At 61.3% G+C, this 24,657-nt stretch carries 27 protein-coding genes and 1 tRNA gene; 16 read left to right on the top strand and 12 right to left on the bottom strand.

Translation table 11 applies throughout. The annotated features are described in order from the left end of the window. Positions 1-36: 36 nt before the first annotated feature. Positions 37-810 carry a hypothetical protein gene (locus ACK3R5_RS07005; RefSeq protein ID WP_411968491.1) on the bottom strand — a complete coding sequence of 258 codons (774 nt, stop codon included), beginning with the start codon at positions 808-810 and terminating at the stop codon, positions 37-39. Between the two features lie 45 nt (positions 811-855). Beyond that, entirely contained in the window at positions 856-2,199 is a 1,344-nt protein-coding gene (locus ACK3R5_RS07010) for a hypothetical protein (RefSeq protein WP_411968492.1), read from the bottom strand. Between the two features lie 237 nt (positions 2,200-2,436). On the opposite strand from ACK3R5_RS07010, the gene ACK3R5_RS07015 reads away from it, so the two are divergent. The 6 genes from ACK3R5_RS07015 (at position 2,437) to ACK3R5_RS07040 (ending at position 7,237) form a co-directional block, all read left to right on the top strand. Continuing rightward, on the top strand, positions 2,437-3,576 hold the full coding sequence (locus tag ACK3R5_RS07015) for a helix-turn-helix transcriptional regulator (RefSeq protein ID WP_411968493.1): 1,140 nt from the start codon (positions 2,437-2,439) through the stop codon (positions 3,574-3,576). A gap of 157 nt (positions 3,577-3,733) precedes the next feature. Beyond that, positions 3,734-4,888: an acyl-CoA dehydrogenase family protein gene (locus ACK3R5_RS07020; protein ID WP_411963347.1), complete on the top strand. Its 1,155-nt coding sequence runs from the start codon at positions 3,734-3,736 to the stop codon at positions 4,886-4,888. Between the two features lie 58 nt (positions 4,889-4,946). Then, positions 4,947-5,075, top strand: coding sequence for a hypothetical protein (locus ACK3R5_RS07025; RefSeq protein WP_411963348.1), 129 nt, complete (start codon positions 4,947-4,949; stop codon positions 5,073-5,075). Between the two features lie 71 nt (positions 5,076-5,146). After that, positions 5,147-5,827, top strand: coding sequence for an HAD family hydrolase (locus ACK3R5_RS07030; protein ID WP_411968494.1), 681 nt, complete (start codon positions 5,147-5,149; stop codon positions 5,825-5,827). Positions 5,828-5,872: 45 nt separating this feature from the next. Further along, positions 5,873-6,808, top strand: coding sequence for a phosphotransferase family protein (locus ACK3R5_RS07035; protein ID WP_411968495.1), 936 nt, complete (start codon positions 5,873-5,875; stop codon positions 6,806-6,808). A 117-nt stretch (positions 6,809-6,925) separates the two neighbouring features. Continuing rightward, positions 6,926-7,237, top strand: coding sequence for a non-histone chromosomal MC1 family protein (locus ACK3R5_RS07040; RefSeq protein WP_411963351.1), 312 nt, complete (start codon positions 6,926-6,928; stop codon positions 7,235-7,237). Between the two features lie 148 nt (positions 7,238-7,385). Here ACK3R5_RS07040 and ACK3R5_RS07045 read toward each other — a convergent pair whose 3' ends face one another. Both ACK3R5_RS07045 and ACK3R5_RS07050 read right to left on the bottom strand, forming a co-directional pair. Continuing rightward, positions 7,386-7,550 (bottom strand): DUF1059 domain-containing protein, encoded by a 165-nt coding sequence (locus ACK3R5_RS07045; protein WP_411963352.1) that lies wholly within the window; start codon positions 7,548-7,550, stop codon positions 7,386-7,388. Between the two features lie 159 nt (positions 7,551-7,709). Then, on the bottom strand, positions 7,710-7,934 hold the full coding sequence (locus ACK3R5_RS07050) for a hypothetical protein (protein ID WP_411963353.1): 225 nt from the start codon (positions 7,932-7,934) through the stop codon (positions 7,710-7,712). Positions 7,935-8,076: 142 nt separating this feature from the next. Here ACK3R5_RS07050 and ACK3R5_RS07055 point away from each other — a divergent pair, with 142 nt between their 5' ends. From ACK3R5_RS07055 to ACK3R5_RS07075, 5 genes are all read left to right on the top strand, one after another. Continuing rightward, a complete protein-coding gene (locus ACK3R5_RS07055; RefSeq protein ID WP_411968496.1) occupies positions 8,077-8,856 on the top strand; it encodes an SDR family NAD(P)-dependent oxidoreductase in 780 nt (259 codons plus the stop codon). A gap of 180 nt (positions 8,857-9,036) precedes the next feature. After that, the gene (locus ACK3R5_RS07060) at positions 9,037-10,710 is read left to right on the top strand and encodes an ATP-binding protein (RefSeq protein ID WP_411968497.1); all 1,674 of its coding nucleotides are present in this window, start codon (positions 9,037-9,039) and stop codon (positions 10,708-10,710) included. Positions 10,711-10,917: 207 nt separating this feature from the next. Then, positions 10,918-12,204 (top strand): hydroxylamine reductase, encoded by a 1,287-nt coding sequence (hcp, locus tag ACK3R5_RS07065; RefSeq protein WP_411968498.1) that lies wholly within the window; start codon positions 10,918-10,920, stop codon positions 12,202-12,204. 90 nt (positions 12,205-12,294) lie between these two features. Beyond that, positions 12,295-12,804 carry a DUF6653 family protein gene (locus ACK3R5_RS07070; RefSeq protein ID WP_411968499.1) on the top strand — a complete coding sequence of 170 codons (510 nt, stop codon included), beginning with the start codon at positions 12,295-12,297 and terminating at the stop codon, positions 12,802-12,804. Positions 12,805-12,853: 49 nt separating this feature from the next. Beyond that, positions 12,854-13,636 carry an alpha/beta hydrolase gene (locus ACK3R5_RS07075; protein ID WP_411968500.1) on the top strand — a complete coding sequence of 261 codons (783 nt, stop codon included), beginning with the start codon at positions 12,854-12,856 and terminating at the stop codon, positions 13,634-13,636. Between the two features lie 17 nt (positions 13,637-13,653). Here the strand turns inward: ACK3R5_RS07075 and ACK3R5_RS07080 are convergent, their stop codons facing one another. Together ACK3R5_RS07080 and ACK3R5_RS07085 are read right to left on the bottom strand one after the other, a co-directional pair. Beyond that, positions 13,654-14,184, bottom strand: coding sequence for a hypothetical protein (locus ACK3R5_RS07080; protein ID WP_411968501.1), 531 nt, complete (start codon positions 14,182-14,184; stop codon positions 13,654-13,656). Positions 14,185-14,648: 464 nt separating this feature from the next. After that, a tRNA-Arg gene (locus ACK3R5_RS07085) sits at positions 14,649-14,723 on the bottom strand. A 94-nt stretch (positions 14,724-14,817) separates the two neighbouring features. On the opposite strand from ACK3R5_RS07085, the gene ACK3R5_RS07090 reads away from it, so the two are divergent. The 3 genes from ACK3R5_RS07090 to ACK3R5_RS07100 all read left to right on the top strand — a co-directional run bounded on the left by ACK3R5_RS07090 (position 14,818) and on the right by ACK3R5_RS07100 (position 16,935). Beyond that, positions 14,818-15,669 (top strand): geranylgeranylglycerol-phosphate geranylgeranyltransferase, encoded by an 852-nt coding sequence (locus tag ACK3R5_RS07090; protein ID WP_411963361.1) that lies wholly within the window; start codon positions 14,818-14,820, stop codon positions 15,667-15,669. A 161-nt stretch (positions 15,670-15,830) separates the two neighbouring features. Then, on the top strand, positions 15,831-16,442 hold the full coding sequence (locus tag ACK3R5_RS07095; protein ID WP_411963362.1) for an RAD55 family ATPase: 612 nt from the start codon (positions 15,831-15,833) through the stop codon (positions 16,440-16,442). A 70-nt stretch (positions 16,443-16,512) separates the two neighbouring features. Next, positions 16,513-16,935, top strand: a complete 423-nt coding sequence (locus ACK3R5_RS07100; protein WP_411968502.1) for a CoA-binding protein — start codon at positions 16,513-16,515, stop codon at positions 16,933-16,935. A gap of 22 nt (positions 16,936-16,957) precedes the next feature. Here ACK3R5_RS07100 and ACK3R5_RS07105 read toward each other — a convergent pair whose 3' ends face one another. The 5 genes from ACK3R5_RS07105 to ACK3R5_RS07125 all read right to left on the bottom strand — a co-directional run bounded on the left by ACK3R5_RS07105 (position 16,958) and on the right by ACK3R5_RS07125 (position 22,223). Further along, entirely contained in the window at positions 16,958-17,938 is a 981-nt protein-coding gene (locus ACK3R5_RS07105; RefSeq protein ID WP_411963364.1) for a PLP-dependent cysteine synthase family protein, read from the bottom strand. Positions 17,939-18,006: 68 nt separating this feature from the next. After that, a complete protein-coding gene (locus ACK3R5_RS07110; protein WP_411963365.1) occupies positions 18,007-18,339 on the bottom strand; it encodes a DUF5798 family protein in 333 nt (110 codons plus the stop codon). Between the two features lie 53 nt (positions 18,340-18,392). Further along, positions 18,393-19,451: an ABC transporter permease gene (locus tag ACK3R5_RS07115; RefSeq protein WP_411968503.1), complete on the bottom strand. Its 1,059-nt coding sequence runs from the start codon at positions 19,449-19,451 to the stop codon at positions 18,393-18,395. Next, on the bottom strand, positions 19,444-21,273 hold the full coding sequence (locus ACK3R5_RS07120) for a PrsW family intramembrane metalloprotease (RefSeq protein ID WP_411968644.1): 1,830 nt from the start codon (positions 21,271-21,273) through the stop codon (positions 19,444-19,446). Before ACK3R5_RS07120 ends, ACK3R5_RS07115 begins: the two co-directional genes overlap by 8 nt. 26 nt (positions 21,274-21,299) lie before the next feature. Then, positions 21,300-22,223 (bottom strand): ATP-binding cassette domain-containing protein, encoded by a 924-nt coding sequence (locus tag ACK3R5_RS07125; protein WP_411968504.1) that lies wholly within the window; start codon positions 22,221-22,223, stop codon positions 21,300-21,302. Positions 22,224-22,334: 111 nt separating this feature from the next. Here ACK3R5_RS07125 and ACK3R5_RS07130 point away from each other — a divergent pair, with 111 nt between their 5' ends. After that, a complete protein-coding gene (locus ACK3R5_RS07130; protein ID WP_411963369.1) occupies positions 22,335-22,550 on the top strand; it encodes a hypothetical protein in 216 nt (71 codons plus the stop codon). Positions 22,551-22,570: 20 nt separating this feature from the next. Here ACK3R5_RS07130 and ACK3R5_RS07135 read toward each other — a convergent pair whose 3' ends face one another. Further along, complete coding sequence (locus ACK3R5_RS07135) at positions 22,571-23,431, bottom strand: 3-hydroxyacyl-CoA dehydrogenase family protein (RefSeq protein WP_411968505.1); 861 nt, start codon at positions 23,429-23,431, stop codon at positions 22,571-22,573. A gap of 115 nt (positions 23,432-23,546) precedes the next feature. On the opposite strand from ACK3R5_RS07135, the gene ACK3R5_RS07140 reads away from it, so the two are divergent. Further along, a complete protein-coding gene (locus tag ACK3R5_RS07140; protein ID WP_411968506.1) occupies positions 23,547-24,515 on the top strand; it encodes a helix-hairpin-helix domain-containing protein in 969 nt (322 codons plus the stop codon). Positions 24,516-24,657 lie beyond the last annotated feature (142 nt).

Below are 24,657 nucleotides of genomic sequence, written 5' to 3' on the forward strand. Positions count from 1 at the left end.
GGTGAAAACAGTGCTACGGTGGCCGAAACCGGTCGTTCAGTCGCGGCGACGGACGACTACGGCAAGTGCGCCACCCACACCGAGGAGCGCGAGGACCGGTGCGGGACCGACCGGCATCTCAGTCGAGGACGTCGTCGTGTCGACGGCTTGGTCGCCCGTGGAGTCGGTCGATTCGAACGCGACTGAGAAACCGTCGAGCGAGTCAGTGGCGTTCCACGCCGCTGCCGTCGCCGTCTCCACGTCGGGGTTCGGTGCGGCGGACGCGAGTTCGTATCCATCAGGGCCGCGGACGACGAACGGTCTGTCAGGGTCGAATCCGTCGCTGAACGGTTCCGCGAGGACGACTCGCCCGTCGCGGTGTGTGGCGACGTTCGTCCACGTCACCGACAGTTCGACGACACCAGTCGTCCCCGTTTCGCCGAACTGCGCAGTCGAGTCGCGGATGACCATCTCTCGGCCCGTCTCGTTCGAAGCGCGTGCGGCGAGCGGTTCGAGTCGGGTCGCGTACGACTCGGCGAACGTCGAGGCGTTCGCTTCCACACGCTCGAAACCAGTTCGTTCTGCGTCTTCCGACAGGTCGTACGTGAGTCGAAGCGTGACGCGAGCAGACCCATCCTCGTCGAGGGCGACGACGAACGCCGAGGTGTCGTTTCCGACTGTCGTCGCCGAGTGTCCAACAGGGGAATCGACAGACGTGGGATTGTTGTTCTCGGAGAGACCGGCGGCGGTAACCGACCCAGCCAGTGCCGAAACGACGAGCAGTCCGACGATGAGTGCGCTGACAACCCGTGATTGGTTATCGCCAGTCATCGCTCGTCACACCCTCGGTGGTTGTCCGCGAGTGGTTCGGTTCGTTCACTCACTGTCTGGCGTGTCCGTCTCTTCGTCGTCCGGTTCGTCAGTTTCGACTTCGTCGTCGTCGTCCGGTTCTTCAGTTTCGACTTCGTCGTCGTCGTCCGGTTCTTCAGTTTCGACTTCGTCGTCATCTTCCGCGTCGTCCTCGTCGTCTTCTTTCTCGTCTTCTTCCTCGTGCTCTTCGTCTTCTTCCTCTTCTTCGTCCTCTACATCCCCGTCGTCGTCCTTCTCGTCGTCTTCGTCGTCTTCCTCATCCTCCTCGTCTTCTTCTTCGTGCTCTTCGCTGTCGTCGTCTTCGTCGTCCTCCTCGTCGTCGTCGCCGTCGGGCGCTTCTATCTCGGATTCGAGGCGGAAGACCGTCCCGGACGAGCCATCGACGCGGACTTCTGCGTCACCGGTGGCGTTCGTCCCCGTGAGTTCGAACTCGAACTCGTAGTATCCCGAGTCGGTGTGTTTGTCGCTCTCGACGAGGGACCACGACCCGCTCGACGGCGTGCCGAGTTCGTCGCGGGCCGTATCGAGTGCGGACGATTGGTCGACGGTGAAGTTGTGGTCGTCGTCGCGTTCGCGTTCGATTTCACGCGACTGTTCGCCGTCTTCGCTCTCGACTTCGATGGATAGGCCGTTCTCCGATTCGATTTCGATTTCACCTTCGCTGAGACCGGTGAACCGCTGAAGCAGGGCTTTCGCCCCAGTCCCCGTGACAGATTCCAGCGAGTCGTTTATCGTGTCGAGTTCGGATTCGTTGAAGCCGGCCGTCTGGAGACTCGTGTTGGAGACGTCGTCCGAACGCGCTTCGAGACGGGCGACACTCGACGAGAGGTGTTCGCTACGCGCGTTGAGCGTCGCGATTCGCTGGGCGTACGTCGACCGGCTAATCTCGCCGGATTCGTACGCTTCGGTCACTTCTTCGTACTCTTCGCGAATCTCTTCGGCACGCTCAGCGAGTTCTTCTGCACGCTCGTGTATCGCCTCTGCTCTGTCGTCGTCTTCACCGGCTTCGAACTCGACTTCGAACGCGCTCTCTTCGACTTCCGTCCGGACTTCGCTGTCCGTCTGCGAGACGATAGTCGTGAGTTGCTGACCGACAGTCACCGTGACAGTGCTGTTCGACGCGCCCGAGTCGTCAGTGGACTCGTTCGAGGTGGAGTTCGTCGTCGTGTCAGTCGTCGTGTTCGCCGTGTCCGTCGTGGTGTTGTTGGCCGCGAACCAACCGGCGCCCGAACCGAACGCGGCGGGTTCGACGCTCGTATCGTGTGGTGCACTCGCTGCCGCGGCAGACGGTGCGACGACACCGAGAACCAGGGCAGCGACGAGCAGCACCGAGAGTAGTTTTCTTCGCATCGTTGTCAGAGACACTCGACGGAACTGTCATAAACCGGGAGAACCGTGGCGGTGTTTCTCGGTGCGTTCCGGGCCGTTTCAGACCGTTGCAAACCGTTGCAGTCCCCGAATTCCGTGGATGTGTCCACTCTCGCCGACAGTCAGCACGGTTAACAGGGTCGGTGGGGCGTAGCTCTCAGAACCGAGAAACGGTCCACGTCATTTATCTACGAGTCAGCAGTAGCCGAATTCAGCGAAATGGCTCAGTCGTATGCGCGGTCCGTCGTCGCCTTCCTCGTGGTTCTGAGCCTCGTCGGCGGGAGTCTCGCACTCACGGACCCAGTTCGAGCACAGACGCAACCGGACGTCGATACGACTGTCCTCCGCATCGAACTTCACGAAAACACCACGGCGACGTGGGAGTTACAGATTCGAACGCGCCTGCGAACGAGCGACGACAAAGTCGACTATCGCGCGTTTCAGCGGCAGTTCGAAAACGACACGGACGCATATCTTGGCCCGTTTTCCGACCGTATCAACGGGACTGTCGACGCAGCAAGTCGAACGACGGGCCGGGAGATGAAGGCAACTGGATTCGAAGCGTCGACGAGTCTCCAGTCGGTTCCACGGCAGTGGGGCGTCGTCACCTACCGGTTCCGCTGGACGAAATTCGCTGCCGAACGAGACGGGCGACTCGTCGTCGGCGACGTCTTCGAGAGCGGACTGTTCATCGCGGAGAACGACTCGCTCGAAGTGGTCGCACCGGCGGACTATCGCGTCGTCTCCGCCACTCCGAGTGCCGTCGAGCGAGACGACGGTACCCTCACGTGGAACGGCCCCGAGTCGTTTGCCGACGGTGAACCACGTGTCGTCTTCGAACCCGAACCGACCGAAGAAGCGAGCGTCGAGACGACGACTACACCGTCCGATAGTGCAGGCGGTGGCTCTCTCGCTGGACCGGCAGGGGCCGTCGTTCTCGTCGCGCTCGTCGCCGCCGGTGTCTGGTGGAAGCAGTCGAACGAGACGGAGACTGACGGCGACGCCGCCGCAACCAGCCGACTCGACGAAGGCGACGGCGGAGTCGAGCGAGACGACCAGAGCGACGGGCGCGAACCGAACACAGAAGTCGACAAAGAGAGTCCCGACAGTGAGACGTCCACGGTGGAGGCGGCGCCGATAGTCACCGACGAGGACCGGGTGCAGAACCTCCTCCGAGCGGCCGGCGGCCGAGTGCGGCAAAAAGACGTCGTGACGGAACTCGACTGGTCGAAGTCGAAAGTGTCGCGCGTGCTCTCTCGGATGGAAGACGACGGAACCATCCAGAAACTCCGTTTGGGCCGGGAGAACGTCGTCGAACTCGTCGAAGACGCTTCCGGCGACTCGGAGCCAGGCGAATAAACCCACGCAAGCAGAGTTACTATTATCCTCGATGTGGCGAATTTCGTGTCGTAGCCGGGGAGATGCCAGTACACTATAACTGAGTGTTTAGTTTTAACTCGTTTCCCGTTTACCCGAGTGTGACAAACATTATTGGGTTCGTTTGTCTCTAACAATCATGGACTTCGAACTCTCCGACGAACAGCGAGCCATCCGAGACGAGGTTCGCCGCTTTGCAGAGAACGAGATTGCCCCCGTCGCCACCGAGTACGACGTCGAAGAGAAGTACCCCTACGAAATCGTCCAGAAGGCGGCCGAGATGGGACTGACTGGTGCCCACTTCCCGGTCGAATACGGCGGTGTTGGCTACTCGTCGCTCGAAAACGCAATCGTCACCGAGGAACTGTTCGCAGTGGACCCCGGTATCGGCCTCTGTATCACGAGTGCCGGATTTGGCGCAGAAGCCATCATCAACTTCGGAACCGAAGAGCAGAAAGAGCGCTTCCTGCCGCCAATCGTCGAGGGTGAATCCGTCATGGGTGCCGCCATCAGTGAACCGCAGGCTGGATCCGACGTGACCTCTGTCAAGACACGCGCCGAGAAGGACGGCGACGAGTGGGTCATCAACGGCAACAAGATGTGGATTACCAACGGGACCGTCGGTGACTACTTCGTCGTCATGTGTCAGACCGACCCCGAGGCAGACGACCGGTACTCCGGGTTCTCGCAGATTATCATCGAGTCCGACCGCGACGGTTTCGAGGCGGACAAGATTACGGGCAAGATGGGTATCCGCGCCAGCGACACCGCCGAACTCATCTTCGACGACGTTCGCGTGCCCGAGGAGAACCTCGTCGGCACGCGAGGCATGGGCTTCCTCCAACTCATGCAGTTCTTCGACGAGACGCGAACCGCCGTCGCCGCACAGGGCGTCGGTATCGCCAAGGGTGCAAGCGAGATGGCGCTCGAATACGCCAAGGAACGCGAGCAGTTCGGGCGCTCCATCAGCGACTTCCAGGCCATCCAGCACAAACTCGCCGAGATGCACACCAAGACCGAGGCGGCCCGCCAACTGACGTACAAGTCCGCCTGGAGTGTGGACAACGACGAAGGCCAGTTGACCGCGCTCGCGTCGATGGCCAAGGAGTTCGCCTCCAACGTCGCGACGGACGTCACCGACGAAGCGGTCCAGATTCACGGTGGTGCCGGGTTCGTCAACGACCACGACGTCGAGCGTCTCTACCGTGACTCGAAGATTACCCAAATCTACGAGGGTACGACGGAGATTCAAAAGACCATCATCGCACGCGAACTGCTCGGCAAGGGCTTCTGAGGCCCACCCGGACAGTTCGAGGTGTACCGTTATCCGACTCGAACGTCAATTTAAGAACATGAGTACGCGCGATAGCGACGCATCCGAGTTCACCTGTGACCTGTGTGGTGACCACTTCGACACGGAAGACGAACTGAAAGACCACGTCTGGGAGTACCACGAGTTAGACGGCGACGTGACGACGTAGTCGGCGCGAGCGACCCACTCGGTCACCCCCCGGAGGACGAACGTTTTATTCGCGTCTGCCCTAGGGTCGGGGTGGAAACTTTCGACGTGGTTCTCTTCGACCTCGACGGAACGCTCATCCAGAACGACCAGACCGGCGAAGACATCTACGCTGGTGCGTTCGCGTTCGCCGATATCGACCGATTCGGCGACCCATCCGACCTCTGGAGCACGCTCGACGGCCCGCCGGACCCTAACGACCCGGAGACACAACTGACCGCAGGATTCGACCGAGTCGCGACCCAGTACGGCCGGAACGTCGACGCACGAGCGTTAGCCCGCGGATTGATGGAGACAGTCGACCACACGGCCGTCTCGTTTCGAGAGGGGGCGATTGCGGCCCTCGATGCCGCACGAGAACACGCTCACGTCGGACTCGTCACCAACGGACCAGAACGACGACAGGCAATCAAGCTCGAGGCACTCGACCTGGCCGATGCGTTCGACGTGGTAGTCTTCGCTGGCGACATGTCGCGACGGAAACCGCATCCAGACCCATTCGACCGGGCGCTCGCTCCGTTCGACGCAGACGCCGCCAGTAGTCTCCACGTGGGGAACTCACTGGAATTCGACGTCGTCGGTGCACAAACGGCAGGATTGGAGGCAGCGTGGTGCCCCGTGGCCGAAACTGATACGTTCGACACGGAGGGATATTCGCCCGAATACGTCCTCTCGACGCTGTACGAACTCGTCGATATCCTCGATGCGCCCTGAGATGCACCGGTGTTCATTTGTCGGTTTCGGCCCTAATTCGAATCGATGGACCACGTAGCGGCCGTCTTGTCTCGGACCTTCCCGGACCGCAGAGTCTCGGCCGTGACCCCTGCGCGGCGTGGGAACCACAAGCAAACCGCGTTCGTCGACTTCGCCGACGGGTACTCTGTCGTCGTCCAACTTTCGACGGACCCCGACGAACTCGCGCTGGAAATGGCTCTCGCAGAGGCGGTCAGGGACCGGACGACACTCCCCGTCCCACGAGTCCTCGCCACGGGGTCTATCGCCGACAGCGGATACGCCGTCGTCGAACGCGCGAACGGGGACGAACTCCACGAGCGATTCGTTTCCCTGGAAACGAGCGTCCAGCAGGAAATCGCCCGGACGTTCGGGCGGGGACTCGCAGAAATCCACAGTGCGTTCTCGTTCGAATGCTACGGCGACGTGGCGGTGGACCGGCGAGGCGAGCGATTCGAGTTCCGGGCCGACGACTCGTCCGACTGGCCCCGGTGGTTTACCGCGTACGTCCGAGACGGTATCGACGCACTCCCATCGGCGTTCGACCCGGTCCGAGGGTCGCTGGAAGACGCCGTCGAAGAGACGACTGTTCCCGAAACCGCGGATGCCACGCTCTATCCGTGGGACTTCAGGCCGGGGAACGCACTGGTCACCGACGGCGCCGTCTCAGCAGTGCTCGACTGGGGGCGCCCCCTCGCCGCCGCACCCGGCCTGGGTGTCGCCAAAGTCGAGCATCTGGTCACAGACTGGTACGCCGCCGACGGAGCGTCACTTCGACGCGCCTTCCGTGATGGATACGAGACGGTCAGCCCGTATCCAGTGGTCGAACCGATATACCGGGTTTCGGCCGTCGTCAGGTCCGCCGTCGATTCGAACGGCGAGGTGACGCGCCCCGGCTATCCAGAACGAACCGGCCATCGAGCCGTGTCGTTCCATCGACAGCGACTCGAGTCACTACTGTAACCACGAGAGAGTGGCTTAGACGGCCGTCAATCCGATTTTCGAGTAGGGATTCCCCTCCCGATACGAATCTGTCCGGTGACACTAACTACTAATTTGTAGCATGTGGTACGGGTGAACATGGTACGCGAAGATGGTAAGCGAAATTTCGTCCTCGTCGAGGACGATGGCGAAGAGACGAGCGTCTTTAGCGGACGCTACCCCCGACAAGCGGCGTTGAAAGCCGCGCGGAGACTGCACCCGGCACCGAGCAAAGAAGAGATAGACGGGCACGCGACGCTCAAACTCCGTGAACGTGGCACCGACAAGATTCACGTCTACGAAGGATGGGCGTGGACCGAAGAGAAAGACGACGACGCACCCGAGTGGATGGACGAGTTCGTGACTCGGTCGAACGTCTCGAAACAGGGCGTCGAACACCGAGAGGAGTAGCGACTCCGGTCCACCTCGTTTTTCTCAGTCGTCGGCGCGTCGCAGACCGACTGCCGATTCGAGAGCTGCGTCTCTCCGAAGCAGGTCACAAAAAACGCGATTCTGAGAACTGGGCTCTCGGCGGTGACCCCAGTCTCCTGTCGGCGACTTAGACTGTCTTCATCGCGCCGCGTACGTCGTCGCTCGACATACCGACACCATGGGTGTCCTGAGCGTGTTCTCGGACGAATCGAATGAGTTCCTCTTCGTTCTCGGAGCGAACCTCGAAGTCACAGTCGTAACCCGCGTCTCTACAGGCCACTAGTTTTACCATCGTTGTCTAACCTCCACACTGTAAGACAGACGCTCGGATATTAGTTAGAGACGCTGTGCGGACGCGGTCAAAACGGGGGAGTCTGCTAAATTTCCAGTTAATTCGGACACTCAATGCTAGGTGGACCCTCACGGGAATCGACAGATACCGACCGCCTAATCAGTCGTCGTGGACCTCGTCGTGGAGTTCTCGTGCCTCCTCGAACGTCGTGGTTACCCACTCGTCCTCCTCGCTGAACCTGATCTGGACCATCCCGTCTGGCACGTCGGCATCGACTGTCTTCGAGTGTGCGTTCACGAGGTGTTCGGCATACTGTTCCAAGGCGGCATCCGCTGAGGGGGCAATCGACTGCCACGCACACCCGGGGTGCGAGCAACGTTTCATTCTCTAACCTCGGCTTAACTGGAGGGTACAAGAGCCTTGCCCTCTGGGTAAATGGAACAAAAACTGGTTCTTCTCGTGACCAGACGGGGAGGGCGACGCCCATCGAGACGAGTTCAATATCTGTCGCGTCGTAATCAGGAGGATGAACCGAACAGACGAGTGGCGTGTCGTCGTCGTCACCGGCGCGAACGAAGGAATCGGCCATCACACGCTCCGGGCGCTGGTCGAACGAGGCTACAGAGTCGCCGGACTCGATATCGACGGGTCGAACGTCCGCCCACTGCAAGCGTCACATCCGAATCGAGTCAGGTTCTACCAGTGTGATTTGACCAACGACGACGACGTGGAGACGGCAATCGACGACGTCCTCAGCGACTGGGGACACGTCGACATCCTCCTCAACAATGCCGCGATTTTCAACTACGGGTTCGTCGAAGACAGAACGCTGGACGACACTCGCGAGGAGTTCGAGGTGAACTACTTCGGGTATCTGCGGACGATTCGTGCCGTCCTCCCACACATGCTTGCTCGCGGCGAAGGACGCATCCACAACGTGAGTTCCGGCGTGTCGATTGCCGGCCACCCCGGACTGTCGGGATACGCCTCCACGAAGGGCGCAATCGAAGCGTTCGTTCGTTCGCTCCAACAGGAACTCCGACACGAGAACGTCTCGTGTAGCCTCGTCTACCCACCGCTCACGAACACTCGGTCGGCCGGGACGCTCTATCCCGAGTCGATGATGACCGCTCCCGAAACCGTCGGACGGAAACTGGCCGAGAAAATCGAGTCGACGCGGCCCGTCATCGTGCTCGACTGGCAAACGAAGATTGGTCTGTTCGTCGTGCGACTGTTCCCCTTCGTCGCCAAGCGAGGGACCGAGCGGTTCGTGGAGGAACGAGAGGTTGCCAACAGCGTGCAGTGAACGCGACGGGCGTGGTTGCTCGAACCGACGGCGACGGCGTACCATCCGGTGAGTCATCGGTTTGGGTCCCCTGAACGGAACCGCCGGTGAGTTTGGTTCGTTCTAACAAAGTCGATGCCGGCCGTCGAACTGGTGACGTCGCGACTGCCCACGGTCAGCAGTACGACAGGACGAACGCCGATGGACGGACACGAAACCGACGACAGTGGACTGAACGAACAGAAGATAGCCGAACTCCGTGGTGACCTGCGGGCGATTCAGGAGTATCTGGAGCGACAGGCAGCGCAGAACGTCCCACAGGTCGCATACTCCATCGACGGGCGGACGTTCAGCTACGAAGCGCCGCTTTCGCTCTCCTTACCGGTCGGAAGTTACGTCCAGATTCAGACGGACGACGACGAACAGTATCTCGGCCAAATCATCACGAAGGACGTCGTCAAGCGTGAAGGAGTGGAGTTGGGTCTCGAACTCGAAGTCGAGCGACAGGAACTCTTTCCGGCGGGTATCGGCCTCTCGGGAGTCAAAGACCGATTGCGCGTCTCTGCGTTGGAAGGAAGCGGCGTCCTTCTCGGCAACGTGACTGCAGACGCGATTTCTCCGACGTCGGATACCGACACGTTCCAGGGGGCCGCCATCAGGAGAGCAGACGCGTCTGTGGTGAGTCGCTACCTCGCCGGGTCGGGTGAACGTGCGACCCTTCCGATTGGGCAGGCGTCGTACGTCGACGGTGACGCAACCGTCCGACTCGATGCAGGCGGGTTCGCCCGACACACCTTCCTCTGTGGGCAATCCGGTTCGGGGAAGACGTTCTCACTTGGTATCGTCCTCGAACAGTTACTGCTCCAGACGGACCTTCGAATCATCGTTCTCGACCCGAACTCCGACTTCGTCAGCCTGAATCGACTCCGCCCGCGAGACGAGGTCAATCGACTTCGGTCAGACCCGCTCTCTGCAGACGCGTACGAGCGGTTGTCCGAACGGTATTCGGACGCAACGGAGGGGCTGACGGTGTATCGCCCGGAGGCAGTTGCCGGCGAGAGCGACGAGGTACTCCGGGTCCGCTTCGGTGACCTCAGCCGAACCGAACAGGCGACGGTGCTGCAACTCGACCCACTCGACAACCCGGCGGAGTTCAACGCCTTCTGGCACGTGCTGGACGGACTCGGCCAACAGGAGTATTCGTGGGACGAAGTACAGACCGCCATCGCACACAACTTCACCGCCGAAGCGCGACAACTGGGTTTGCGAATCGAAAATCTCGGATTGGCCGAGTGGGACGTCTGGTGTTCGCCGGGTGAGTCGTCGCTCGTCGACACGTTGGCAGACGACGAGTGGCGCTGTCTCGTCCTCGACACCGGAACGCTCGACTCGGTGGCCGAACAGCGTGTCGTCACCAACGCCGTCCTGACACACCTCTGGCGAGAACGACACCACCGTCGGCCGACGCTCGTCGTCGTCGACGAGGCGCACAACGTCTGTCCGCAACATCCCGACGACGAATTGCACGCGATATCGACGGACACCGTCGTCAGTATCGCCGCAGAGGGGCGGAAGTTCGGACTCTATCTCCTGTTGTCTACACAACGCCCCTCCAAGATTCAAGAGAACATCCTCTCGCAGTGCAGTAACCTACTGTTGATGCGGATGAACTCTCGGTCCGACCTGTCGCAACTGGCGTCCATCTTCTCACAGGTGCCCGCGAATCTCCTCTCAGAGGCGACGAAATTCGGTCTCGGTGAGACGGTGCTGGGTGGCAAATTCGTGCAGAACCCGACGTTCGCGACGTTCGAAGGGCGGCTCTCTGTCGAAGGCGGGAGCGACGTCCCAACGACGTGGGCAGAGCGGCGAGAGTGAACACGTGATGGACCGTATCGGGGGAGTCAGCGTCCGTGCCGGCGAGTCGAATCACCAGCCAGCGGTGTGCTCGTTCGTACTCTGCGGCGGTGTACTCGTGTGACGTTCGCCCGTGAAGGGTTGAGTTCGGCTTAATAGTTCTCCCAAATCGTAGCGGGGTGGGAACCGTCGTTCTGACTTACCCTTCCGGTCGGGAAACTGGGAGGTATGCTCTGTAATCAGTGCCAGCAGACCCCCGATGGCGGGTGTACTGTACAAGGTGTCTGTGGGAAGGACGCCGACCTGAACGGCGTGCAGGAACTCATCCTGTACGGACTGAAGGGTGTTTCAGCATACGCGACGGAAGCCCGGTCACTGGGTTACACCGACGACCAGGTGGACGCGACGGTTCAGGAGGCCCTGTACACGACGCTCACGAACGTCAACTTCTCCATCGAAGACCACCTGGACGTCGCACTCGACGTGGGTTCGGCGGCCATCCGCGTGATGGAACTCCTCGACGAAGCACACCTCGACGAACTCGGTGTCCCCGAACCGGTCGAGGTTCCGCAAAACCAGGTCGAAGGCCAGAGCATCCTCGTCACCGGTCACGACTTACACGCCCTCGAGCGTCTCCTCGAACAGAGCGAGGGCGAAGGCGTGAACGTCTACACACACTCCGAGATGCTGCCGGCCCACGGCTACCCCGAACTCGACGCCTACGACCACCTGAAGGGGAACGTCGGCGGCGCGTGGCACGACCAGCGCGTCTTGCTCGAAGAGTTCCCCGGCGTCTTCCTCGGCACCTCGAACTGTGTCCAACCGACACGCGACTCGTACCACGACCGAGTCTTCACGACGAGTGTCGCCGGACTGGACGACGTTCCGACCGTCGAAGACGACTTCACGCCGGTCATCGAGAGAGCCAAGCAGACGGAACCGGCAGACTGGCAGTCCGACCAGACGCTCTCGACGGGATTCCACCACGAGACGGTCCTCGACATGGCACCGGAGATTATCGACGCCGTCGAAGACGGTGCCCTCCGGCGCTTCTTCGTCATCGCGGGGTGTGACGCGCCGACACCGGGACGTGACTACTTCCGCGAACTCGCGGCATCTGTCCCTGAAGACTGTGTCATCATGACCACGTCCTGTGGGAAGTTCCGCTTCAACGACCTGGACTTCGAGACGGTCCCCGGGACGGACATTCCGCGATACATCGACCTCGGTCAGTGTAGCAACTCCATCTCGACGGTGAAGATTGCGGTTGCTCTCGCGGACGCGTTCGACTGCGGTGTCAACGACCTGCCGCTGTCTATCGCGCTCTCGTGGTTCGAACAGAAAGCCGTCGCCATCCTGCTGGGTCTGTTCTCACTCGGCGTCGAGGACATCTACCTCGGGCCGACGATGCCGGAGTTCCTGACCCCGGACGTCGCGAACGTGATTACGTCGAAGTTCGGGCTTCGACCGACCGGCGACCCGCAGATGGATTTGGAACGGATGTTGGCGAACTGAGGACGCTGTGGGCAGATTCGGCCTGTGTTGCGACGCTCGCGACGGCGTCGCAACACGCATTATCTACCTGCGGGACGTATCTCCCTCCCGATGGTGACCGAACCACAGGTGAACAAAGAGGGAGGAACGGTCGGTGACGTAGTCGACGAGGTGTTCTGGGCCCCGCACGCGAACCCACGGAGCGTCTGGGGATTCATCGCGACGTATCCTATCTTTATCGCCGCAGTGTACCGTCGGAGTGTGCCGCTTCTGGCTGTGACACTGCTCTCGATAGGGGCGAACCTCGTAGGTGTCTCACCCCCGGAGACGGACGAGGCGTGGGGGACGCGTGTCGTCCTCGGCGAACAGGTTTGGCTCGAACGCGGGGTGCTCTCCGAGACGGGGACGTTCGGTCTCACGGCGCTCGGCGGGTTGGTCAATCTCTACACGTTGCGTGCGGCAGTGAATCAGGACTTCGGCCGGACGGTGGCCGGGACGATTGCATCGGTGGTGTTCATGTTCGTGTTCTTCGACCGAATGGTGACGCTGTACGACCGGGAGGGCAGTGGCGAATTCGACGGGTCGACGGGAGAACGAATCGAACCAGCGAGGAGTGAATAGCGCTCCAAACGCCTCCTGTTTATACACCTGACACGTCATTTCTGAGAGTATGAGTCGGTGGACCCGCGTGGCCGTCGTCGTGTTCGTCGTTTTGCTCGTCGTCACCGGTGGTGCAGTCCTCTACTTTTCGCTGCCGTTTCACGGCACGTCGTCGTCTGTCCAAGCAGTCGTCGACGACCCAGAGGTGTCCGTCGAGACGACCGACGGCGTGCACGTCCTCTCTCCTGCGAATGGGAACTCGTCCGTCGGACTCGTGTTCTATCCCGGTGGCCGTGTCGCTCCGGACGCCTACTACAGTACGTTCGCGCCGGTGGTCAAACAGACGAACGCCACCGTGTTCATTCCGAAGATGCCGCTCAACACTGCCCTCCTCGACCCCGATGCTGCTGCGAAGATTCAGCGTCAGAACCCAGCGATTCAGACGTGGTTCGTCGGCGGGCACTCACTCGGGGGTGTCGCCGCCTGCCAGTACGCCAGTTCTCACGAGGTTGAGGGCCTCCTCCTGTTCGCGTCCTACTGCAACACGGACCTGAGTACGGAGTCGATTGCCGTGCTGAGCGTCACCGGGAGCGCCGACACCGTTCTGAACCGCGAGAACTACCAGGCGGCGACGGCGCAATTACCGCCGACTGCGACGTTCCACGAGATACAAGGGATGAATCACTCGCAGTTCGGTTCGTATCGTGGCCAGCGTGGGGATTCGCCTGCGTCGATTTCGTACGACGAAGCGCATCGTCGGGTTGCTGAGGTTGTTGTTGAGTGGTTGGGTGGGGAGTTTGGGGGTTACGTGATTCGGGGGTGCGACGGAATTGGGTGGTCTATCTCAAATTAGAATAACAGGCATCGTAGTTACGGAGTCCGATACAATCTCTTTGTTTCATGAATTAGAGCCACAAGCAAAAACGCACCAATGAATAACAGCAGAATTGTCACTGCTGGGTTGAAAAATCGAGCAAGTGCTTCGATGACTTGTGACTGCAAAAATGGTTGAAATACTGGACCTTGAGGTGGCCACGAAGTCAATATCGAGGTAATAGCCGTCACACTTGCGGCAAGCATAATTGCACGATTGATGCTCTCCTGACGCCGTTTCGCATCGGCTTCTCTTTGTTGGACAGAGAGTTCATGGGCAATCTGTACGCCTAATTGAGAAAGAACGTATCCTTCAATTCCCTCGTGAACGAATTCGTCTTTCAACTCAACAAGTGAGTTCTCCTTCAAATAATCGAATGCGTCAACAAAATCATCCTCGTCCATTCCTGTTTCATCTAAGATTTCAGGATTGATTTCTGCAAGGTCATTTTCATCCAGCGTATAATGCATTGTCCCCCGATACATTGCTAATAGTAATGATTTCCAACCCCCCATATACGAATCCATTGACAAATGATTATAGTAGAAATACTAATAATTTCACCACTATTTTCTTGATTGTATCTTGGTTTTACTTCTTCATATTGAGCCGCATCCAACCGTTTCGAGGTTAATCAACGAACCATCGAACAACTCGCCGCTCGCCGTGTCGTCATCTGCGTGCCAGTCTCGATAGAACGTCACCTCATCCCGCACCGTCTTGTAGAACGAGAGCGTCGAAAGACTCCGATACACGAACTATCCTCCGGGGGACAAATCTGTTGCACCGCGAATGAAGCCGAAGGCTGAATGAGCGGCTCTTTTTTGGTCCAGATTTTTGCGAGGAGTGGGTCGCCAAAGGCGACCCCGACGAAGTAAAAAGGTGGATGGGCGCTACAGGATTTGAACCTCACTCGCTCACTGCGTTCGCTCCCTGATTCAAATCCTTCCGCGCCCAGATTTAGCTCGTCACGAAGTTCCTCGCAAAATCATGGGCGCTACAGGATTTGAACCCGTGGCAACTTGGTCCGAAGCCAAGCACTCTGTCCAGACTGAGCTAAGCGCCCTACATTCCATCGTGCGCCGCGGTCATGTTTAAATGAATTGATTCGCGGCGGTGACTCCGCGCGTTTTATACCGAGTGTCCGAACACTACCCGGTATGGCAATCGGAGCGCGGGCGAACGGATTCGTCGAACTCACCCGACCGGGGAACGCCATCGCCGCCGGCGTCCTCACGTTCACGGGTGCGTTCGTCGCCGGCGCGACGTTCGGCGACACACTCCCCGTCGTCGCCGCAATCCTCGCCACCGTGTTCGCGACGGGGGCGGGCAACGCAGTCAACGACTACTTCGACCGGGATATCGACCGTATCAACCGACCGGACCGACCCATCCCGCGGGGTGCAGTCACCGCCACCGAAGCGAAGTGGTTCAGCGTCGCGCTCTTCGGCGGGGCCGTCGTGTCGGCGCTCGTCTTACCACTCGTCGCCATCGCCATCGCCGTGGTCAACCTCGTCGCGCTCCTCGCGTACACGGAGTTCTTCAAGGGACTCCCCGGCGTGGGCAACGTCGTCGTCGCGGCGCTCACCGGGTCGACGTTCCTCTTCGGCGGTGCGGCCATCGGCGAACCACTCGGCGCACTCGTCCTGTGTATCCTCGCCGCGCTGGCGACGCTCACACGGGAAATCGTCAAAGACGTCGAAGATATCGCCGGCGACAGAGAAGAGGGGCTTCGAACCCTCCCAATCGTCGTCGGCGAACGGCCATCGCTGTGGCTCGGTGTCGGCATCCTCGTCGTGGCAGTCGCCGCGAGTGTGGTGCCGTTCGTTCGTGGTGACTTCGGCCTCGCGTATCTCGGCATCGTCGTCCCCGCCGACGGGGTGATGCTCCTCGCCGCCGCCCAGTCGTTCGAGAACCCGAGTGTCGCACAACGACGACTCAAACAGGGGATGTTGCTGGCCGCATTCGCGTTCATCGTCGGCCGAGCGTCACCGCTCCTAACGGCCATTTGACAGTTCTCTGCAGGTGACCGAGGGCAGAAAGTTTCCACACACCAATCAAAAAGAATATTACCGGCACACCGAATGGTCGTACTATCTGATGACCCCCGGCGAGCGGAAGCGTCATGCGATAGTACTCCTCGGAGTCGATACCAGTGAACCGAGGTACTCGCATGTATGAGCTTGGCGGTGACCTCGACATCGAGGTCGAACCGGGTACGAATCTACTTATCAGCGGACCGCCGCTGACCGGGAAACGGGCGCTGGCGCTCGATATCCTCGCGACGGGAACCGAAGGCGGCGAAGGGGCCATCATCGTCACGACGAAAGACGGTGCGGAACGCGTTCTCAAGGACTTCGGCAAGCGCGTCGATTACGACGACAAACCCGTCTCCGTCGTCGACTGCGTCACCAGACAGCAGGGAGTCGGTGAGGTTCGCGACGACGACCGAATCAAGTACACCTCGTCACCGGTCGACATGACCGGAATCGGAATCAAACTCTCCGAGGTCCTCCAGGAGTACTACCAGGAACGGGGTCTGGAGCAAAACCGCATCATGCTCCACTCGCTTTCGACGCTTTTGATGTACGCCGACCTGCAGACGGTGTTTCGCTTCCTCCACGTCTTCACCGGACGTATCCAGAGCGTCGGTGGCCTCGGCCTGTTCGCAATCGACGCCGACGCACACGACGACCGGACGATGAACACCATCAAACAACTGTTCGACGGTATCATCACCACGTCCGAAGACGACGCACCGAGCGTCAGACTCGCCAGCGACTGACCGCAGAGAGACTGCACCGTCGGCGCACTGTCGACTGAGACTTTTAGCCATCGACTCCGTTCGTGTTCGTATGCCACTCACCAGTCCTGACGTGCTTCGACGACTGCTCGATTACGAGACGATTGCCGTCGTCGGATGTTCTGCAACGCCGGGGAAGGCGGCCCACGAAATCCCGGCGTACATGCAACGCCACGGGTATCGAGTCGTCCCGGTGAACCCGTATCACGACGAGGTACTCGGTGAGACGGCGTACGATTCGCTCGCCGACGTCCCGGAAGATATCGACCTGGTCAACGTGTTTCGCCCGTCGTCCGAGGCCGGTGCCGTCGTCGATGCCGCAATCGAGCGGGCGTCCGAACGCGGCGACGTGAAAGGGGTTTGGCTACAACTCGGCATCCGCGACGACGACGCCGCAAAACGCGCCCGGGAAGCGGGCCTCGAATACGTCCAGAACAAGTGTTACAAAGTCGAACACGCTCGCCTCGTCGACTGACCGGAATTCGGGTTGCAGGCGGTTATCCTTCCCACGACTCGAAGTCGCCGTAGACGCCCTTCGAGAGATACCGCTCCGAGGAGTCAGGGAAGACAGTCACCACAGTGTCGTACGGCAGGTCGATTTCGCCGGCAGCGGCGCGTTCCGCGACGTCGAGCGCAGCGAGTGCGTTCGCGGCGGAACTGGACGCGACGAGGTGCCCCTCCTCGGCGGCGAGTCGTTGCATCTCGGCGTGTGTCTCTCGGTCACCGATTTGGACGATTTCGTCCACCACGTCTGGGTCGAACAACTCGTTGGTCGCCGGGTCGTGCGTGCCGATGCCTTCGGTCTTGTAGTCGGCCTCTTCGACGTCGCGGCCGTGGAGTTGCGAGTAGAGCGACCCGACGGGTTCGACGGCGGTGACGAACGTGTCGGGATGTTTCTCGCGGCCGTAGCGGGCCATCCCCATGAGCGTCCCTGCGGTCCCACACCCGGCGACGAGCGCCCCGACTTCGTCGTCGAGTGCGTCGTACACCTCTGGGGCCGTCGTCTCGTAGTGTGCGTCGGGATTGAGCGGGTTCGAGAACTGCTGTGGGACGACGGCGTCGTCGAGTTCGTCTGCGAGTTGGTGTGCCCGGTCGATGGCACCGCCCATCCCACCTTCGGTGGGCGTGTTCACCACGTCGGCACCGAGCGCCCGCATGAGCGTCTGTTTCTCGACGCTGAAGCGCTCTGGGACGACGAACACGGCGCGGATGCCGAGTTGGTTGGCGGCGACGGCGAGGCCGATTCCGGTGTTCCCGGCCGTCGGTTCGACGATAGTCCCACCCTCGGGGAGTTCGCCAGACGCCAGCATCTGTTCGAGCATGTACTTCCCGATGCGGTCTTTGACGCTCGCGCCGGGGTTGAACGACTCGAGCTTGGCGTAGACCGGTACCTCGTCGGGTGACGCGTGAACCCGGACGAGCGGCGTCTCGCCGATGGTGTCGACCACCGAGTCGAGGGGCTCGCGGTGCGTGGTCATACAGGGAAGTTGTCGTGGCGGTTCCTGAACGTTATCATTCGACCGTGACCCGCGAGGAAAGAACCCCGTTATTTGTCGGCCGTCTCGTCGTCGGCGGCAGTGGAGTCCTCCGCTGCTTCCGATTCTTCCGCTTCGGCCGCTTCTTTCGCTTCCTCTGCTTCGGCGATGTGGGCGTTGGCGATGGCGGCGTCGATGTCGATGCCCTGTTCTTCGGCGAGGGCTTCGAGAATCGCGCGCTGTTCGGCGTTTTCGGCTTCGAGACGGTCGACGCGTTGCTTGGTCTCGTCGACCGTTTCACGAACTTCGACGATTTGCGCGCGGAGTTCGTTGAGCTTCTTGTAGACGTCTTCGGCCATCTCTGCGACTTTCTGGAGTTTCTTCGCAGTGCCTCCGATTCCCATGTGTCGCCCCTCGAACTCTGGACTTGTACGCCTTCCGGTGACGGGTCCGCGTCTCACCCCAGTTCGTTCGGGTCGACACGCCCGACGACGACGCGGAGACCGACCAACGAGACGCCGCCCACGACGAGGAGGCCGACGACGGCCAGACGAGCGTCGAGTCCAGCAGTCCCGAGCGCCAACCTCGCCGCCGTATTCGCCGGACTGAGCGGGAGGAGCGACGTCCCAGCGAAGATGAGGAGGACGCCCAGCGAGTAGAGTAACTGCGCGATACGGCGGTCAGGGGCGCTAATCGAGACTGTCGCCCCCAGTGCGACGACGAGTGCCGAGAGGCCGGCCACCATCCCGAACAACCACGCGACGTTCTCGACGCCAGTTCCGTTCAGTCTGAGGAGATACATCCACGCGATGGCCTGTACTGGGGCGAGTCCGCCTGCAGCGAGCACCTTCCCGTCGACGACGGCAGCGAAACTCACGGGTGCGACTCGGAGGAGTTCGAGTGTCCCGCGTGCGACTTCCTCGGTCAGTGAGTCGACGACCAGCGACCCGGCGATGAAGACGGGAAGGAACAACAGAAGCGGAACGAGCACCGTGTAGGTGAAACTGAAGTACGGACTCGACTCCGTCGCGGGCGGGAGCGGCAACGGGGTAGTCGAAAGCGAGTCGCTCCGTTCGGTGCGCTCGGCGCGTTCGAACGCACGCAGGGCGTCACGGAGGCGGACGACCACTGCCGTCGTCTCTACACCCGAGTCGGGGGCCACTGCGAGAAGATGTATCTGCCCATCGGGGGCCGTCGAGGCTTCTACGATTGCATCCACCTGCCGTTCTTCGAACGCGGTCATCGCCGCCCCTGTCGATGGATAGGGCCGTCCGGCCAGTCCGGATTCGTCGTCGATTGCCACGAGCAGGTCGGTGACCGCCTCGTCGTCGCCGGTGACTGCGACGTCGACCTGATAACTCGCCCCACTGGGGTCGTACAGTGAGACGAGTCCGACGACGAGGAACGACGAGAACGCCGCGACGAACAGTTGGATGGCCAACGCCAGCACGATGGTCTTTTCTTTCCGGAGACTACCGAGTTCGCGCCGTGCGATAGCGAGTCGTGGGCTACCCAAGGGTGTTCACCACCTGCAGGTTGTAGACGACGTGGATGCCGATGGCACTCACGAGTGCGAACGCGTAGGCGGACTTCCCTCGACTCGCCCCGAGGGCCGTCACGCTCGCCGTGACGGCGTGGAGGACGAGCGGTGCGACGAGCAGTCCGGCGGCGGCAGCGAGGCCGATTCCCGACGGTGCGAACGCCGCCTGTCCCAGGGTGAGCGACGGGAGGCCGACGAGTTGGACGATAGCGGTGAACTTCTCGCCGAGGAAGAACCCGAGGCCCGAGAGCGCACCGAGGAGGAGCGAGACGCGAATCGTCCGCTCGAACCGGGCCTTCTCGAAGGCGGCGTAGACGTGCATGCTCTTTGCGAGTTCTTCGACGACGGCGACGGCGACGAGGACGAGTGGCACCGTCACGTCCACCGGCAGGACGAAGAGGACGGCGATGGCGAGCAGTTCCGCGATGAAGACGAACGGAATCGACAGCGCAGAGAGCGTCGCAATCGACCTGGGCCGCGAGATACGACTGTCGAGTGCGTCGAGAAACTTCAGCGGCACCGACCGCTGTGTGAACATGTCCTCTTCGCGGTAGACGCCGGTGCCGAGGAGGAACAACACCAGCGCGGCGAAGAGAATCGGGCCGACGGAGAACGCGAACTCACCGAGCGTAATCGCCTCACCACCCAGGTCACGAACGACGAGCGTCAGCGGCGAGATGAGCGCGATGGGCGTCACGTTCGTGAAGATAGCGGGGACGAACGTGTACGTCGTCAGAAAGACGGAGACGGTGACGGTGACGAAGGTGAGTTCTTTGAACGAACGAGCGAACATCGCGCCGACGAACGTCGACGAGAGGAACAACAACCCGATGGGGATGACGGCGGCAACGGAGACGAGACCACCACCGATGACCGCCGCGATGGCGACGGTGATGCCGACAGTCCCTGCGAGATACGGGAGCGTCTTTCCGGCGACGATGTCGCCCGGTGCGATGGGAGCGACCAGTAAGAGTTCGCCGCGACGGTTCACGCGTTCGTTGAGGATGCTCGACCCGTACGCCTGAATCACGAAGTTCATCGGAACGAGGAAGGCGAACGCGAGGACGAGCGACGCGAAGGGAAACGGCGGACTGATACTCGCGGGCGACCCGCTGGTGTCGCCGCCGAAGAGACCCGCTGCACTGCCGAGCGACGACCCACCGAGATTGGCGTCGTCGGCAGCAGCGGCGTCAGACGAATCGACGTCCACTCCGCCCGTCTCGTCTGTACTCCCTGCCGACGAGTCGGCCCCTCCCGTGTTCGACGAATCGGCCCCTCCACCGGCAGTCCCGCCGCCGTCACCAGACCCACCGTCGACTCTGCTTCCCGCTGGGACCAGCGCCCCACGTTCTCTGTACTGGAGGGTGACGACCACTGGAAACGCCGCAGATTGGTTCGCTTCGAGTCGCATCTGGCGTTCGTTGTACGATTGGACCGCCTCGCGGAAGGTCTGATACGCGGCGCGACTGGTCTGTGTATCTTTGACCGAGACGTGTGTCTCGCTCACGACGATTTCCACGTCGGCGTTCGAAATCGGGTGTGGTTCCAGAACCGGCGACTGTTCGACGGCATCGTAGTACGGGCTATCGGACGCGATGCCGACGCGGTAGAGGTTCTGGTCGATGGCGACACCGCTTCCGACGGCACCGGCGGCGATACCACCGGCGACGAGCACTGCGACCAGTCCGAGGACGACTGTTTTGCGGTCTACCGTGCCGGCGGAGCGCGACACCTCCCACCGAGCGATTCGGAGTACTGCACGAAGGTGCGCGACGACTCGTGTGCGAATGGGCTCTATCGACTCCGATGCGGACTCTCGGTCCGTCACGACCGACCACGGCCCCCTTCGGCGACACTCGTGGCCGGCGACTCGCGCGCGAGGCGCAGGAAGATATCTTCGAGTGACGCTTCGTCGGTTCGGATGTCCGCGACGCGCCCGCCGGCGGACTCGGCGGCGTCACGGAGTGCTTCGACGGCATCCATGTCGTCTACCTCCGCGACGAATCGGTCGCCTTCGGGTTCCGTCGCAGGATAGTCGTCCGTGGCCGGGAGTTCGACCGTCGTGTAGACGTGATACGTCGTCTCGCCGTGTTCCGCCCGAATCTCGGGGACCGTCCCGCGGGCGATTATCTCACCGCGGTTGAGGATGACGACGCGGTCACAGACCGACTCGACGTGAAACAGGTTGTGGGCGCTGAAGACGACGGTCTTTCCCTCGTCGCGAAGTTCACGGACGAACTCTAAGACGACGTTCGTCGTCAGCGGGTCGAGTCCACTGGCGGGTTCGTCGTAGATGAGCAAGTCGGGGTCGTTGACGAGCGAACGGGCGATTGCCACCTTCCGTTTCATCCCCTTCGACATGTCGCCGAGGCGTCTGTCACGGTATTCGAGGTCCAGTCTGTCGAGGACTTCGCCGGTTCGTTCGTCTGCCACGTCGCGAGGCACGTCGTAGAGGTCAGCGAAGAATCGGAGATACGACCGGGGCGTCATATCCTCGTAGAGCGGCGACTCCTCGGGGAGGAAGCCGAGTTTTCGACGCATCGCGGGGTCTTCGGGGTCGAATCCGAGGACCTCCGCGTTCCCCGAGGTAGGTTCGACGAGGCCGGCGAGCATCTTCAGCGTCGTCGTCTTGCCCGCACCGTTGGGACCGACGATGCCGAACACTTCGCCAGACTCGACCGAGAAATCACTGCCCACGACGGCGGGGAAGTCGCCGTAGGTCTTCCGCAGGTTCTCGACCGTTATCATTGGCAGACCTTCACGCGTACTGGGATAAAAGGGTTCGCGCGGGATTTCAAAATTGAGATTGGTCCTCTCCGCAGGACAACAGTTTCGTCCCTCGGTTACGAATCGAGTCGTATGCCCGCAGACGACTATCTCACACCCACGTTCGTCCTCTTCGTCGGGGGGTTCGTCGCCGCCATCTTCTTCGCCGGCGCGATTCTCGCCTACGTCGTCAGCGGTGGCGTCGAAATCGTGACCGGGTTGGCACTGGCGTTGGCAGGTATCGGTGGGGTGTTTCTCGTCGTCGGTGTCGCGGGGGCGGGCGTAATGCAGTACCGCAAGAAGAGATAGTCTGTCGGTCTGTGCAGTCGTTATTCGTACTCGTAGAAGCCTTTGCCCGTCTTCTTGCCGAGGTCACCGGCGGCGACTTTTCGCTTGAGCAGATACGCCGGTTTGTAGCGGTCCCCGAGTTCCTCGAAGAGCGTCTCAGAGGCGTCCAGACAGATGTCGAGGCCGATGTGGTCCGCAAGCGTGAGCGGGCCCATCGGGACGTTCGTCCCGAGCGTCATCCCGCGGTCGATATCCTCCTTCGAGGCGACGCCTTCGTCGTAGGCGCGGATGCCTTCGTTCAGCCACGGCATGAGGATGCGGTTGGTGACGAATCCGGGTTTGTCGTCGGACTCCCACGTCTCCTTGCCGAGGTCCTCGGAGAACTCGTGGGCGAACTCGACGACTGCCGGGTCTGTCTTCTCGCCGCGGACGACTTCGACGCCCTTCATGATGGGAACCGGGTTCATGAAGTGGAGGCCGACGACCTGTTCGGGTCGGTCAGTCGCCGAGGCGATGGTCGTAATCGACAGCGTACTCGTGTTCGTCCCGAGAATCACGTCTTCGGGAAGGGTGTCGTCGAGGTCCGCGAAGATGTCCTGCTTGACGTCCATGTTCTCGACGGCCGCTTCGACCACGAAGTCACAGTCCGCGAGGTCAGAGAACGCTGTCGTCCCCGTGATTCGGTCTTTCGTCGCCTCGGCCTCCGATTCGCTCAGTTTGTCTTTCGAGACGAACCGCGAGAGACTGTCGTCGATGGCCGAGAGGCCACGTTCGACGTACTCGGGTTCGAGGTCACGCATGACGACGTCGTACCCCGACATCGCAGCGACCTGTGCGATTCCGTTCCCCATCGTCCCTGCGCCGACGACGCCGACCGTCTCGATTTCGTTGAGTCCTCGCATGCGCTGGACTCCGCGAGGCGATAAGGTAAAAGTTGCCGACCCGTCCAGAATAATGACAAATTCGTGACTTTCACGGAAACAATCAAGTTCTGTCCCGAAATGGTCTCAGACAACGGTGACTGGCGAGAATGACACGGGCGCGCGGGACGGGGCAAACGAGGGGGAGGCGCACCCAACGGATACTGACGAACCGGGCAAAGAGCACTCAACGGACACTGACGAACCGGGCAAAGAGCACTCAACGGACACTGACGAACCGGACGAAGAATACCTGAAAGAGACCGACGAGCAGGACGGGAACCACCCAAAGGACACCGACGAAGCGATAGACCACATACTGAAACCGCACGCTGAATCTGAAACCGACCCGGTCCCGGAAGAACTGCAGGACCTGAAGTTCATCGGGCCGGCGACGGAGGAGTCGCTGGCGGCGGCGGATATCGAAGTGGAGTCCATCGTCGACGGCGACGTGTGCTACCGTGACCTCGTACAGGCGGGAGTCAATCCGGGTGTCGCGGCGAAGATTCGTCGCTGGCATTCGCTGGCCTGGTCGTTCAACTCGGGCGACGACCTCGACCGCCGTTCGACGCAGGTTCGCGGACTCGGTGACGACGAACGCGCGTGGGTGAAAGCGAGTTCAAGTGGTTGGGGTGGCGACGACGACACACAGTCGGGTGACTGGACGCCGAGTGGAGAGTCGAGCGCCACCACGAACGACGGGGCGACTCGGGACGGCGACTGGACGCCGTCGGGTTCGACTGCGAACGACGACACCTCCCGGACGACCGGTTCGCCCGGGCCGTCGTCGGGCGACTGGTCGCCGCGCAGGACCGATGGCACGACTGCCGACGGGTCCGGCGACGCCGTCGCCGCAGAGGCGGCGTGGCGCGAGCGGTCGAAACCGACGCCACTCACCACGCTCGACGGTATCGACGAAGAAGACGCCGAACTCCTCGCCGAGGCAGGGGTCCGGTCGGTTCGCCGCCTCGCGACGTCGGACCCGGAACACGTCGCCGATGCGCTGGAAGCAGACGAAGCGACCATCCGCGAGTGGAAGGCACAGGCGCAAGACGCGACGAAGTGACTCCGGAGAGTCGTCCCCGAGTCCCAAAGTTTACTATCTGAGTAGTAAGATATATTCGGTTGAGAATCTCCCGCAATATTCGTTTAGGAACTCTCTAATGTCCAAATTCGGTACCTTGGGAACCTAGCACCCATACACAGTT

Origin of the sequence: Haloferax sp. YSSS75, assembly GCF_046764215.1 — an archaeon.
Taxonomy (GTDB): domain Archaea; phylum Halobacteriota; class Halobacteria; order Halobacteriales; family Haloferacaceae; genus Haloferax.

Coding starts and splice junctions, on each gene's coding strand:
- ACK3R5_RS07060 (WP_411968497.1), top strand. CDS start 9,037: ATGGACGGACACGAAACCGACGACAGTGGACTGAACGAACAGAAGATA.
- ACK3R5_RS07045 (WP_411963352.1), bottom strand. CDS start 7,550: ATGGTAAAACTAGTGGCCTGTAGAGACGCGGGTTACGACTGTGACTTC.
- hcp (WP_411968498.1), top strand. CDS start 10,918: ATGCTCTGTAATCAGTGCCAGCAGACCCCCGATGGCGGGTGTACTGTA.
- ACK3R5_RS07110 (WP_411963365.1), bottom strand. CDS start 18,339: ATGGGAATCGGAGGCACTGCGAAGAAACTCCAGAAAGTCGCAGAGATG.
- ACK3R5_RS07125 (WP_411968504.1), bottom strand. CDS start 22,223: ATGATAACGGTCGAGAACCTGCGGAAGACCTACGGCGACTTCCCCGCC.
- ACK3R5_RS07130 (WP_411963369.1), top strand. CDS start 22,335: ATGCCCGCAGACGACTATCTCACACCCACGTTCGTCCTCTTCGTCGGG.
- ACK3R5_RS07080 (WP_411968501.1), bottom strand. CDS start 14,184: ATGGATTCGTATATGGGGGGTTGGAAATCATTACTATTAGCAATGTAT.
- ACK3R5_RS07050 (WP_411963353.1), bottom strand. CDS start 7,934: ATGAAACGTTGCTCGCACCCCGGGTGTGCGTGGCAGTCGATTGCCCCC.
- ACK3R5_RS07070 (WP_411968499.1), top strand. CDS start 12,295: ATGGTGACCGAACCACAGGTGAACAAAGAGGGAGGAACGGTCGGTGAC.
- ACK3R5_RS07055 (WP_411968496.1), top strand. CDS start 8,077: ATGAACCGAACAGACGAGTGGCGTGTCGTCGTCGTCACCGGCGCGAAC.
- ACK3R5_RS07135 (WP_411968505.1), bottom strand. CDS start 23,431: ATGCGAGGACTCAACGAAATCGAGACGGTCGGCGTCGTCGGCGCAGGG.
- ACK3R5_RS07095 (WP_411963362.1), top strand. CDS start 15,831: ATGTATGAGCTTGGCGGTGACCTCGACATCGAGGTCGAACCGGGTACG.
- ACK3R5_RS07105 (WP_411963364.1), bottom strand. CDS start 17,938: ATGACCACGCACCGCGAGCCCCTCGACTCGGTGGTCGACACCATCGGC.
- ACK3R5_RS07040 (WP_411963351.1), top strand. CDS start 6,926: ATGGTACGCGAAGATGGTAAGCGAAATTTCGTCCTCGTCGAGGACGAT.
- ACK3R5_RS07015 (WP_411968493.1), top strand. CDS start 2,437: ATGGCTCAGTCGTATGCGCGGTCCGTCGTCGCCTTCCTCGTGGTTCTG.
- ACK3R5_RS07005 (WP_411968491.1), bottom strand. CDS start 810: ATGACTGGCGATAACCAATCACGGGTTGTCAGCGCACTCATCGTCGGA.
- ACK3R5_RS07100 (WP_411968502.1), top strand. CDS start 16,513: ATGCCACTCACCAGTCCTGACGTGCTTCGACGACTGCTCGATTACGAG.
- ACK3R5_RS07025 (WP_411963348.1), top strand. CDS start 4,947: ATGAGTACGCGCGATAGCGACGCATCCGAGTTCACCTGTGACCTGTGT.
- ACK3R5_RS07075 (WP_411968500.1), top strand. CDS start 12,854: ATGAGTCGGTGGACCCGCGTGGCCGTCGTCGTGTTCGTCGTTTTGCTC.
- ACK3R5_RS07035 (WP_411968495.1), top strand. CDS start 5,873: ATGGACCACGTAGCGGCCGTCTTGTCTCGGACCTTCCCGGACCGCAGA.
- ACK3R5_RS07090 (WP_411963361.1), top strand. CDS start 14,818: ATGGCAATCGGAGCGCGGGCGAACGGATTCGTCGAACTCACCCGACCG.
- ACK3R5_RS07020 (WP_411963347.1), top strand. CDS start 3,734: ATGGACTTCGAACTCTCCGACGAACAGCGAGCCATCCGAGACGAGGTT.
- ACK3R5_RS07010 (WP_411968492.1), bottom strand. CDS start 2,199: ATGCGAAGAAAACTACTCTCGGTGCTGCTCGTCGCTGCCCTGGTTCTC.